This window comes from Ruegeria sp. F5, from assembly GCF_056533845.1.
Map to the genome: position 1 here is coordinate 25648 of NZ_JBQFOU010000009.1, position 12931 is coordinate 38578.

6 protein-coding genes are annotated in these 12931 nt (G+C 60.9%); 4 read left to right on the forward strand and 2 right to left on the reverse strand.

What is annotated here, in order from left to right:
* The first annotated feature begins 88 nt into the window (after positions 1-88).
* Both ACR0K1_RS14675 and ACR0K1_RS14680 read left to right on the forward strand, forming a co-directional pair.
* Complete coding sequence (locus ACR0K1_RS14675; RefSeq protein ID WP_480615190.1) at positions 89-3364, forward strand: adenylate/guanylate cyclase domain-containing protein; 3276 nt, start codon at positions 89-91, stop codon at positions 3362-3364.
* Positions 3365-3383: 19 nt separating this feature from the next.
* A complete protein-coding gene (locus ACR0K1_RS14680) occupies positions 3384-4556 on the forward strand; it encodes a hypothetical protein (RefSeq protein WP_480615188.1) in 1173 nt (390 codons plus the stop codon).
* On the opposite strand, the gene ACR0K1_RS14685 is transcribed toward ACR0K1_RS14680, so the two are convergent.
* Complete coding sequence (locus ACR0K1_RS14685; protein WP_480851151.1) at positions 4553-8200, reverse strand: flavoprotein; 3648 nt, start codon at positions 8198-8200, stop codon at positions 4553-4555. The two genes, ACR0K1_RS14680 and ACR0K1_RS14685, sit on opposite strands and share 4 nt — an antisense overlap.
* A gap of 390 nt (positions 8201-8590) precedes the next feature.
* Between ACR0K1_RS14685 and ACR0K1_RS14690 the strand changes: the two genes are divergently transcribed.
* Both ACR0K1_RS14690 and amaB read left to right on the forward strand, forming a co-directional pair.
* Positions 8591-9697 carry a saccharopine dehydrogenase family protein gene (locus ACR0K1_RS14690; RefSeq protein ID WP_480615184.1) on the forward strand — a complete coding sequence of 369 codons (1107 nt, stop codon included), beginning with the start codon at positions 8591-8593 and terminating at the stop codon, positions 9695-9697.
* 18 nt (positions 9698-9715) lie between these two features.
* Positions 9716-11212 carry an L-piperidine-6-carboxylate dehydrogenase gene (amaB, locus tag ACR0K1_RS14695; protein ID WP_480615244.1) on the forward strand — a complete coding sequence of 499 codons (1497 nt, stop codon included), beginning with the start codon at positions 9716-9718 and terminating at the stop codon, positions 11210-11212.
* A gap of 32 nt (positions 11213-11244) precedes the next feature.
* On the opposite strand, the gene ACR0K1_RS14700 is transcribed toward amaB, so the two are convergent.
* A complete protein-coding gene (locus ACR0K1_RS14700; protein ID WP_480851152.1) occupies positions 11245-12822 on the reverse strand; it encodes a DUF5928 domain-containing protein in 1578 nt (525 codons plus the stop codon).
* Positions 12823-12931 lie beyond the last annotated feature (109 nt).

Consider the following 12931-nt stretch of genomic DNA (forward strand, 5'->3'; position numbering starts at 1 on the left):
AAAACATTAATTTATTCACTACATGCAGACTCGGCGGGTTTTACTGTGCTAGGTTGCGCCTTGAAGCTGGGGACTTCAGAGGGGCGACATGTCTCAGGACCTTGGGGGATGGCTGAGCGCGCACGGATTGTCTGACTACGCGCAAGCTTTTTTGGATAACAAGATCGATTTTGAAATTCTGCCCGATTTGACGGGCGACGATCTGATCGAAATTGGGGTAACTGCTGTCGGCGACCGCCGGCGATTGCTGCGCGCCATTGCCGAGCTTGAAAAGAGCATCGAGGAAACGGGGGCCACGCCCGAGGCCGCTCTGGAACCGGCGCGGCGGCAGGTCACGGTGATGTTTGCCGATCTGGTGGGGTTCACCAAACTGTCCAGCGAACTGGACGCCGAAGACCTGCACGAGTTGCTGAACGACTTTTTCAGCAAGGTCGACAGCGTGGTCGAAAAATACGGCGGCCGTATCGACAAACATATCGGCGACGCGGTGATGGCGGTGTTCGGCGCGCCGATTTCGCACACCAACGATACCGAACGGGCGGCGCGGGCGGCGCTGGATATTCATGCGGTGCTGCCCTCGCTGAGCCGCCCGCTGTCATGCCATATCGGCATTGCCTCCGGGCAGGTCATCGCCAGCACCACCGGCAGTCAGGCCCATACGGAATACACCGTCACCGGCGACGGGGTGAATCTGGCCTCGCGGCTGACCGATATATGCGATCCGGGTGAAACGCTGGTCTCGCATGACATCCAGCGCGCGCTGGGGCCACTGTTTGTCGGGGAAACCCTTGGAACCAAACCGATCAAGGGGCTGAATGACCCGGTCGAGGTCTGGCGGCTGGCCCGGCTGGCCCGCAACATCCGGACCCGGCGGCACAGGTTCATCGGGCGTGAACGGGAACTATCGCTGTTCTCGGCAACGTTCGAGCGTTGCCAGCGCCATGGCAAGGGCGAGGTTCACATCGTTCTGGGCGAACCCGGCATCGGCAAGACCCATCTGTCGGAACAGGTGGCCGAGATGGCACAAAGCCTGTCTTATTCCACCCACAACGGCGTCGTTATGGATTTCGGCGCGCGCGAGGGGCATTCGGCCATCCAGTCCGTGGCGCGCAGCATTCTTGGGCTGGAACCTTCGGACGATGCGGCGACCGGTGCGGCGGTGGCCAAAGACGCCATCGCCAAGGGCTGGGTCAGCCCCTCGAGCGCGGCGCATCTGAATGCCTTGCTGGAACTGGAACAGGACCCCGGACTGGCCGAGGTCTATGCGGCGATGGACAACAAGGCGCGGCTGCGCGGGCGGCGTCAGGTGGTCGACGAATTGCTGTCCAGCCGCAGCCAGCAGACGCCACTGCTGATCCAGATCGAGGATATCCACTGGGCCTCGGCCGATATCCTGACCGCCTGTTCCCATATCGCCGCCGCCACGCGGGATCTGCCCTGCGTGCTGATGATGACCAGCCGGGTCGAGGGCGATCCGATCAACCGGGACTGGCAGATGGGCACGGATGGCGCGCTGATTTCCAAGCTGGAACTGGCACCGATGGGCGAAGACCAGGCCCGCCGGCTGGTCGAGGAATTCACCGGCGTCGACCCCGAGCTGCTGGACGCCTGTGTCGAACGCGCCGGCGGCAACCCGCTGTTTCTGGAACAGCTTCTGCGCAACATTGATGTGCTGAAACGGGAAAGCGTGCCCGGCAGTATTCAGGGCATCGTGCAATCCCGTCTGGACGCTTTGGATCGCAAAAGCCGCACGGCGATTCAGGCGGCCTCGGTCCTGGGGCAGCGCTTCTCGCCCGAAGTGCTGAATTTCACATTGGGCGAGGGGCATTTGGACACGACCAACCTGATCCGCTCGGCCCTGATCCGCGAAGCGGATGCCGATCTGATGTTTGCCCATGCTCTGATCCGGGACGGGTCTTATGCCACACTGGTCAAATCGGAACGCGCGCGCCTGCACCGGCAGGCGGCGAAGTGGTTCGAGGATCGCGACGCCACCCTGCGGGCGCGGCATCTGGATCGGGCGGGGGCGAACAATGCCGCGCAGGCCTATCTGGAAGCCGCCGAAAACCTGATACAAGCCTTCCAGTTCGACGATGCCAGCACCCTGATCGACCGCGCGTTGGAACTGCCGTCGCCCGCCGGTGTCCGGTTCGACCTGCTTTGCGCGCGCGGCGAAACGCATCGCCTGCAAGGGTTGTCGGACGGGGCGCTGACCGAGTTCAAGGACGCCGCCCAGCATGCCGAGACCGACGAACAGATCAGCCGGGCCCATATCGGGCTGGCGCAGGCTGCGCGGCAGGCGAGCCTGTATCAGGACGCGCTCGAGGCGCTGGATACCGCCGAGGCTGCGGCGGAACGCTGCGGCTCGGAACGGGATGTGGCGCAGATCAATTACGTGCGGGGCAACGTCTACTTCCCGCTGGGCCGCGTCGAAGAGGCGCTGCAGGCCAACGAACGCGCGTTGTCGCTGGCGCGCAAGCTGGAATCGGCCCGGCTGGAAGTGGGCGCGCTCAGCGGTTTTGGCGATGCCAACTTCATGAACGCCACCATGCAGACCGCAACCGGGTTTTATACCCAGGCGGTGGAACGGGCGCGGGAAAAGGGGCTGGTGCGCGATCTGGCGGCCAATCTGCACAACCTCAGCGTGGCGCGGAGCTATACCGGCGATGTGCGGCAGGGCATGGCGGATGCGAATGAATCGATCGAGGTGTCGCAGAAGTATTTTGCTTTCATCCCGGAATGCGTCGCCCAGACCTGTCTGGGGGTTGCGCAGATCTTTTTGGGCGAGGTGGATCAGGCGCTGGACTCGTTCCGGGTCTCTGCCGAGATCGCCAACCGCGTCGGGGCCAAACGGCTTGAGGCGCAGGCGCTGGAACATCTGGCCCGCACACAGGTCTATGCCGGGCAGATGGACGAAGCGCGCAAAACCGGACGGCAAGCGGTTGAGATCGCGCTGGAACATGGCCGCAATTTCGTGGGCCCCAAGGCGCTGTCGGCCTTGGCGATGGCCGAGACCGACCGGGACGAACAGGATCGCCTGCTGAAGCTTGGGGCCGAGATCATTGCCGAGGGCAGCGTCGGCCACAGCCACCTGCATTTCTACCCCGATGCCAGCGCCGTCATGCTGTCGCGTCAGGATTGGGATGCAGCCCTGCACTATGCCGACGGGCTGGCACAGTTCACTGCCGGTGAGCCCTTGCCGATGGTCGATCTGTCGATCCGGCAGGCGCGGCTGCTGGCCGAAAGCGGACAGCAAGACATCGCGCCATCCTCCCACGAAGATTTTGCCGCGTTGCAGGCCGGGTTCGATCAGATGGGCATCACCCAATCCTTGCTGGGGCGTGTGGATTTTCTGATCACCTGATCCGGGGGCCAGCGGGCGCATGAGCGTAGAAAAGAAGGTCTGGCTGATTTCCATCCTCGTCACGCTGGGTCTGGCGGGCCTGCTGTTCAAGCTGTGGGTCGATCTGAACCATTTCGAAGGCGACCCGACGCAATTGCACGATCAGGCTTTGGTGGACCGGTATCTGGCCTCGCTCGACAATCCGCCGGATTACCGGGTCAATACCGGGATATTCATCAAGTCCTTCGGTTTCATCGGGGCCAGCGATATCCGTGTCAGCGGCTATATCTGGCAGCACTACCAGGACGGCGTGCATGACGCGATCAAACCAGCGGTGGGCGAAATCGGCTTTATCCTGCCCGAGGCGGTCGATGCCGCCAATGGCACCATCCAGGAAGTCTACCGGATGCCCCAACCCCAGGGGGAACTGATCGGCTGGTATTTCGAACAGACCCTGCGCCAGAGTTTTGACTACACCAGCTATCCGTTTGACCACAAAACCGTCTGGGTGCGGTTCTGGCCGGCCCCGTTCGATATCGACGTGGCGCTGATCCCGGATTTCGCCGCCTATCCGGCCACCGGGCCAAAGGACATTTTCGGCATCGACAACCAGATCGTCATGGGCACGTGGGAGCGTGAGAATACCTATTTCGACTATAAACTCTCCGATCTGGATACCACGCTGGGGATCAGCCAGAACGACTTCAAAACCGGCACGCCCGAGCTGCATTATAACTTCGTCATCAAGCGCAATTTCGCCAACGCTTTCATCGTGCACATGATCCCGCTGATCGTGGTGACGATGCTGCTGTTCGGAGCGGTGATGACCGTCACCCGCCGCGAAGGGCTGATGGAGCGGCACAATTTCAACACCTCAAGCGTGATCGGCACCTGCTCGGTCCTGTTCTTCGTGATCCTGCTGGCCCATGTGCAGCTGCGCGAAGGCTTCGCGGGCTCACCGGTGATCTACATGGAATCGTTTTTCTTCCTGATGTATTTCCTGCTGCTGGCAGTGTCGGTGAACACCTATCTGTTCGCGTCCGAGGCCGCGCCTGCGCTACGGATCATCCATTACAAGGACAACCTGATCCCCAAAGCCGGATTCTGGCCTTTCGTGCTTTTGTGCATGGTGGCGATCACCGCCTATAACCTGAGCCTGAAGGAAGAACCCGACCACGGGGCCGAGTTCTTAGGCCTTGAGGCGGGCGGCTAGACCTTGGCCTCGCGCCCCTCTTTCAGAGTGCCGGTTGCCATGTCCAGCGTATATTCCTCGACCACCTGCGAGGCACCTTTTTCCCATTCGCCCAAATACTTCTCGGGGTGGGCGATCACATAGGCATAGGCGGGCTTTTTCACATCGCCGATCATCACGTTGATGCGCTTGCGGATATACACGTTGTCCGGCGAATCCGGCCCATGAAACCCTTCGAGCTTGTCCAGCTCTTTCAGGCCCGAGGAGCTAACGCGATAGACCTCGCCCCGGATCTGCTTGCCCCGGCCTTTCTGACCGACCAGCGTGGCCATGCGATGCAGGTAGTCGCAATTGGGGTTGTCGCAATAGGGCTCGTTGGGAACGATCAGCGGCATCGGCTGGCGGGTCGTGGCCTCACCCACGAAATCGCTTAGCACTTCGGCATGGGCCGCGTGGTTCGGGAACCCTTTCTTGAGCGAGCCATAGGTGAAATAGAGGTACGTTTTCTCGCGATCGCGCACCAGATCGACGCCGCTGTCTTCCGGTTCAGGCGGGGGCACCGAATTGGCCTGCGCCCAGGCCTTTAGCCTGTCCTGGATTTCATCCAGTATCCGGATGTTCTCGTCATTCCTGGTGTCTTCGACAAACTGCAGGCAGGACGAGGCATCGATACCGTCGGCGGACAGCAGCAGATCGACCATCCCGGGTGAGTTGTTCATGGCTGCCACATGCAGGGCGGTAAAGCCGTGGTCATTGGTGGCGTTGACGTTGATGCCGCGTTTGATCAGCTCTTTTGCGGCCTGATGATCCGGTTTGCCCAGAATATTGCAGCCTTCCTCGTCATTCTCGTTCAACTCGCCTTCGCCGCCTGCGGCGTAGTGCAACAGCGTGTCGCCGTTCTGATCGTCCACGATGTCAACGCCCGCCACGCCGTTATCCAGCGCATCGAACACCGGCTGCCACTTGTCGAACGTGTCCGAGGCTGCGGCCTCCTGCGCCCAGCGGCAAATGTTGTGTTCGTGATCTTCCAGCTCTTCCAGCGCCTCTTCCAGCACATCCATGATCTGATCGGGCAGGGCCATCATCCCGATTCCCATCATGCCGTTCGACAGCCGCCCCTTGCGGGGCCCGACCAGATCGACCCCCAGCCTGCGCAGCTTTTCGACATTGTTCTGCGTGGTGATATTGTTCCACATGTTGGTATTGCAGGCCGGGCACAGGATCACCGGCTTGTTGCGGTACTGCCAGGCGACAAAGATCGAGGTCAGCAGATTGTCGGCGATCCCGTTGGCGATCTTGCCCATTGTGTTGCAGGTCACCGGTGCCACGATCACGCAATCCGCCCAGTCGCACAGCGCCAGATGCGAGGCGCGCACCGGCATGTCGAACTTCATGTAGCGGAAGTTCCATTCGTCATCGTCGCGGTAATAGTCATTCGGCCCGACCCGCGCGGCGATGCGCTTTTCCCCGAAATCCTTGAAGAACTTCTCGGCCGACACTGACGGAATCAGCTTCACGTTGTGACCGGCATCGGTGATCTTTTCGACCAGCGTCGGGATTTTATCCGCCGCCGAAGACCCGCAGGCGCAGAGCAGGATATTGCGCCGCCCGGTCGGGGCGTCGGTCAGGCCGCCCTTGGGATAGCCGAAGATATTCTTGTCCAGGCTGGGCGATTCCGCGCGCGCGGACACCGCCATATTGGCCTCGCGCATCCGATCCTGCAGGATGCCTTCGTCGACCATGTCCAGAATATCCTGAAGGTCGTCGCGTTTGCTGATGCATTTCTTGTCGAAAAACAGATAAGGAACCGAGCTTTTGCTAGTGGTTGCGACCAGATCGCGCCGCATCTTGCGCGCCGTGGGATCGCGCCCGGCGACGTTTACCAGCACCACATCCGTTGCGCCGATATTGGATATGACGCTTTTGAGCATGTAGGACATCGGGTCCTCATCCTCGTAAAACAGCACCGCCGTGTTGTTCGCGATCAGGGATGCGACATCGTTCGGGTCTTCCGGCGGATCGACCTCTTCAATCACCAGCAGCTCGGGGCTTTCGACGAAACGCAGGCCGCGGAAGATGTTGCCGCGCGGGGCCTGCCACACCTGCGAGGTTGCGGGGCTCATGTCCACGATCGTCACCAGATCGGTGTCTTCGTCATAATCAACGCACAGGCACCAGAATTCCTCGAGCAGCGCGGTTTCCAGAAAGACCTTTTTGGGCCGTTGAATGGCTTTCGAGCCCAGAACGCGGTTGAAGTCGATATTGATCATCAGGTGGCGCTTTTTCGTGCCCTTCAGGTTTGTCTCCTTGTCCTGCAGGCTTTGCAGATGGGATTTGAACCAGTCCTCGGCGGATTGGATCGCCTTGTCTTGCCGGGTCGCAAAGCTGTGGTAGGAACTGCCCAGATGCGTGTCTTCGGCCTGGCTCAGGTATTTGTCCGCCATGTCGTGCATTTCTTCGGCAGTGGCCACCCGGCTGACGGCATCCTGAAAGGACGAACCGGTCAGCCGTAGCAGCTTGTCTTCATCCACCTGATGGTCGCCGTGGATGGCCAGACTTTCGACCAGAACTCCCAGACTGTTCATGTTCGGGCTGGCACGGCGGAACAGGTTGCGCCGCTTCTTGGGGTCTTCGGCCATATAGTGGGTGGGGTCGATGTAGTTGCAGGGCTGATCGAAGGTTTTAAGATGGGTTTTGACCGCCGCGCGGGCCGAAAAACGCAAGATGCCGCGCGACCGCATCGAGGTTCCGTCGCGGTCCGACATCCCCTCCCACAGGCGGGTGGCGGTTGTGACCCACAGCTTGCCGTATTTCTCGGGGTGGACATCCATCATATGCACCAGACCGGTGCTGGGGTTGCACTTGGCGATGATGGCAAAGTGACCGCCGGGCATGTTGTCTTTGCCATGGGCAACGCCGACCTGAAAATTTGCCACCAGAATGTCATTGTCGCCGCCAAAACGGTTGGATTCGTCGATGGCGTCCAGCAGTTTCTGCACGTCGGTCCGGTCTTCATCCATGAAATAGGCCTGAACCTGCACCCGGTCCCGCAGCCCTTGCGAATGGATATAGGTGCAGGCGACATCGAACAGCTCGCCCAGCGAAATCCCGTCATTCACCACAAAGGACGAGGGCAGCGCGCATTCGCGGAAAATATCGTTGACCTCGCAGCTGAACCCCAGCGCCGACATGCTCAGCGCGGCGGCAGTGACGCTGCAGCAATTGATCGGCTGCTGAAACTCATGCAAGTGGACATTGACTAGATCGCCGAACATCGTGCCGATACATGGCTTGCGAATGTCTGTGGGGATCTGCTTCCAGTTCTGGCTCGACAGATAGGCCAGCCGGGTCCCGTCCAGCGCCAGCGCTTCAAGGCTGACGGGGATATCGGAAATCTCAAGATGCTCTTCGTAGAAATAGTCGCCAACATCGGCGCTGGCCAAAGGGGTGCCGTTCTGGCGCAGCTGGACGCTGCCGCGCAGCACCACATACATGCCATGCGCCGGCAATACCGCATTCGCGGTCACTTCGATGAACTCGAACTGCGGCTTGATCGCGCTTGTGTCCACGTCCACGCCTTCGCCGGGTATGACGGCATAAATCAGGCTCAGGTCTGCATCGGTTGGGTTAAAGGCTCTCGACTCGGCGATTTGATCTGTAGACACGACTGATATCCCCCCTGAAGTGTGTCGCAAATATCGTCAATCAACCAGCGCAGCGTGTTGATATCAGGTGCGGAGATGTTCGGGCCAAACAGCAATACAGACCCGTCCGTCGATATGTCTTGCGCTGGTCGGGCCGGATTCCTGCTGCAAATACAGCGAACAAAATGGCCCAATAGCCTGCACAGTATCCCATTCCAAAACAAAAATCACCGATGCAGTTCAGCGGGCCGGGTTTGAACTGCGGGTCAGTTTGAAGTGGGCCTGACCTGTCGTTTTTCCAAAACTTCCATCATAATGACGGCTAAACCGTCTGTTTCGTCAAGATTGGCCCTGCAAAACGACGGAATTTTACCCCATTCTTAATGAAAACCATGAATAAGGAGGCGCGCAATGTCCTGGAATGTTTGCGTTGTTGGGGCTGGCAAGATCGGGCAGATGATCGCCACGCTGCTCAGGGGATCGCCCAATTATCACGTCACGGTCGCGGATCACGACCTGAAAGCGCTGGCCGAGATCGCCCGGATGGGCATCGCGACCATACAGATCGACGCCAGTGACGATACGGGTCTGGCCAAGGGTCTGACCGGGTTCGACGCGGTGATCTCGGCCGCCCCGTTCTTTCTGACCCCCGCCATCGCCGCCGCCGCCAAAGCCGCCGGGGCGCATTATTTTGACCTGACCGAGGATGTCGCCGCGACCAACGCCGTGCGCGAACTGGCGGCAGACAGCGACACCGCCTTTATGCCGCAATGCGGGCTGGCACCGGGCTTTGTCGGCATCGCGGGTGCTTCACTGGCGGCTGAGTTCGACCAGATCGACAGCCTGCATATGCGGGTGGGGGCGCTGCCGCTCTATCCGACCAATGCGCTGAAATACAACCTGACATGGTCCACGGACGGCTTGATCAACGAATACTGCAACCCCTGCGATGCCATCGTGAACGGCGAACGGGTCAAGACCGCGCCGCTGGAAGATTATGAGGTTCTGGGCCATGACGGCGTGGAATATGAATGTTTCAACACCTCGGGCGGTTTGGGCACGTTGCCCGAAACGCTCGAGGGCAAGGCGCGCGCGGTGTCCTACCGCTCGATCCGCTATCCGGGCCATTGCGAGATCCTGAAGCTGCTGCTGCATGATCTGGGGCTGGAACGCCGCCGCGATCTGCTGAAAGAGATTTTCGAAGCCGCCCTGCCGCGCACCGATCAGGATGTGGTGCTGGTCTATTGCACCGCCAAGGGCCTGATCGACGGCACGCTGCGCGAGAAATCCCTGATCAACAAATCCTTCGCGCGCGAGATCAACGGACAGGTCTGGAGCGCCATTCAGGTCACCACCGCAGCGGGTGTTCTGGGCGTCGTCGATCTGATGCGCAGCGGCGCGCTGCCCGCCAAGGGCTTTGTCCGGCAAGAGCAGTTGAAGCTTGCCGATTTCCTGAACACCGAATTTGGCCGGCTCTACCGCGCCGGTGATGTAACCCCACAGAACAAGGCGGCCTGAGACATGAAAGACATCGTGATGACAGCAGAAACCACCCTGGCAAAACTGGACCTGACCGCGGCAGAGCTGACCGGCGGCAGTCTGAAAGTGACCTCACCCATCGATGGCCGCGTGCTGGCCGAGCTGCATGAAACACCCGTGGCCGGGATGGAGGCCATCTTTGCCCGCGCCAAATCGGCCTTCAAGGCGTGGCGGCTTGTTCCCGCGCCGCGCCGGGGCGAACTGATCCGCCTGCTGGGCGAAGAACTGCGCGCCGCCAAGGACGATCTGGGCGCGCTGGTCAGTTGGGAGGCGGGCAAGATCACATCCGAAGGTCTGGGTGAAGTGCAGGAGATGATCGATATCTGCGACTTTGCCGTGGGCCTGTCGCGTCAGCTTTACGGTCTGACCATCGCCTCGGAACGCCCCGGCCACCGGATGATGGAAACCTGGCATCCGGCAGGCCCGGTCGGCGTGATCACCGCTTTCAACTTTCCGGTCGCCGTGTGGTCGTGGAACACGGCGCTTGCGCTGGTCTGCGGCGATCCGGTGATCTGGAAACCGTCCGAGAAGACGCCGCTGACCGCGATGGCCTGCCAGAAGATCTTCGAACGCGCGCTGGCCCGGTTCGGCGACGCGCCCGAAGGCTTGCTGCAAACGCTGATCGGTGGCGCCGCGCTGGGCGAGGCTTTGGTCGCCAGCGAGGACGTCCCGGTCATCTCGGCCACCGGATCGACCCGCATGGGCCGGGCGGTTGCGCCCATCGTCGCGCAACGCTTCGGCAAGTGCATTCTGGAACTGGGCGGCAACAACGCGATGATCGTGGGCCCCTCGGCCGATCTGGAAATGGCGGTGCGCGCCATCGTGTTCTCGGCTGTCGGAACGGCGGGTCAGCGCTGCACCAGCCTGCGCCGCCTAATCGTGCACAATTCGATCCGCGAGGAGCTGGTCGCACGGCTGAAGAAAGCCTATGCCGGTCTGCCCATCGGCGATCCGCTGGCCGAAGGCACCCTGATCGGACCACTGGTGGACGAAGCCGCCGGCGCTGCGATGACCGCTGCGCTCCAGGCAGCAGAAGGCGAAGGCGGCACAGTCTTCGGCGGCAACCGCGTGACCGAGGGCGTGCCCGCAGGCGTCTATATGGAACCCGCCATCGTCGAAATGCCGGACCAGACCGCGACCGTGAAGACCGAGACCTTTGCCCCGATCCTCTATGTCATGGGCTACGATGATTTCGACGATGCGCTGGCGTTGCAGAATGACGTGCCGCAAGGCCTGTCCTCCTGCGTGTTCACGCTGAACATGCGCGAGGCGGAACAGTTCCTGACCGCAGCCGGGTCGGATTGCGGCATTGCCAACGTCAATATCGGCCCCTCGGGCGCCGAGATCGGCGGCGCCTTTGGCGGTGAGAAGGAAACCGGCGGCGGTCGCGAAAGCGGCTCGGACGCGTGGAAGGCCTATATGCGCCGTCAGACCAACACGGTGAACTATTCCGCCGAGCTGCCGCTGGCGCAGGGCGTGAAGTTCGACATTTAAGTTATAGCCCGGCGGTTTTCGGGCCGCCGGGCTTAATCCGAAAACAGGTAGTCCAGCCACATCACGGCCTGCGCCTTTTCCGGCCCGACACCGAGAAACGCGGCCATCGCAGCCTCATTCTCGGCTGCCTCCGCCGTCTGGCGAATGCGCAGATAGCCGTCGATCCCGGCCCCCCGGATCAGTTCCGATTCATGCGCCAGATCGTTGCGAATGGTGGGCAACAGCCGCGCGACGGTGTCCTCGGGGCTGTTTTCGCCCGCCAGCCCGATGCGGCGCGCATGGCCGATCAGATACTCGTCCGAGTATTCGCACTCGATCTCCAGCACCCGCGTCCGGGCCGTGTCGCCACAGAAATCCTGAATGACGTCCAGATTGGCCGGGTCCAGACACAGGACCAGCCTGTCGGTCTCGAAATGCGCAAACAGCATGCCCACCACCGCGCGCCGATGGCGGGAGCGCTTTTTCAGGGTCGTCTCGATGCCGCCCAGATCGGGCAGGGGGGTTTCTTCTTCGTTGAACAGGTATTCGATACAGGGAATATCGGTTTCGCTGGCGATCTGATCGACCAGCCGCTTGGCGACATGCCATTTCTTGCAGACCACCAGAAACAGCTCGCGCTCGGGGCCCAGAGTATTCGCGGCCTCCCAGAACCGCTGGCCGAAGCGGCGGCCGACCCGCCCGCGACCGGTCAGAAAGGCGTGCAGGTTGCGCCCCTCTCCCGAGATCGGAAAGTCGATCCCGTCGCGGGCGTAAAGCGCTCCCAGCCGCTCTTTCAACTCCAGCGCCTCGGGGCTGATTTTGCGGGCGAACAGGTAATCCTGACCCAGCAGCATGTCATAGTGGTCGTTGTAGAAGGTCACCGGCATGCCGTAGTCGGAAAACATCAGAAATGTCAGCGTGCGGTTTTCGATCTCGCGTTTCGGCACAAGATGGCGGACGAGGGTCTGAAAGAAGGTCTCATCCGGGATCCAGGTGGTCGAGAAGAACCGGATCACATCGCGGCGCTGTTGCAGGAAATCCAAGATCATCTCGACCGTGCGGCGGCGCAGGCACCACCACTGGCTGCCGATCATCACCTGAATATCCGCCGGAATCTCGCGGATCAGGCCAAAGCGTTTCTGCATCTCATAGGCGGCATAAAACCGACCGGCCTGCGTGCGTTCGTTGAAATAGTGACGATAGATCAGCCGGTCTTCCTTCATGCCGGTCTTGATCCAGTTGCTGTCAAAGAAGTCGTGGCTTTCGATGAAATCCACGTCGTTTTCATCCAGAAAGCGATGCGCGTATTCCGCCGTTTTGATCGCCATGCAATCGCCCGACAGCATGTAGAAATGCGTGGCGCGCGGAAACGCGTCCACCGCCGCCTGCAACGCGTTCAGTGAGGCCTGAACCAGCGACCACTCGCCCCAGCCGCATTTGATCCGCTTGGCGGCAAAGGTCACGTTCGGGTTGTCCTTGAACGCGGTCCGGATGCGGTCATAGCTTTCCGCCTTGGCGCGCGCGTCGAAGTGAATCGCGATGCAATCCCCGGCGGCGGTCAGTTGCTCGGCCTGCGCGATGATCGCGTCAGGGTCTTTGTGGCACAGCAAAATATAGGCAATCTTTGCCATCGAGGGTACGCAATTTCCGTTTCTGCCCGTTTGCATCCGTGATACTGAGGATGAGCGATTGAATAAACAGAATATTTTTGGTTCTTTGGCACCAGATGCTGGCCTATCA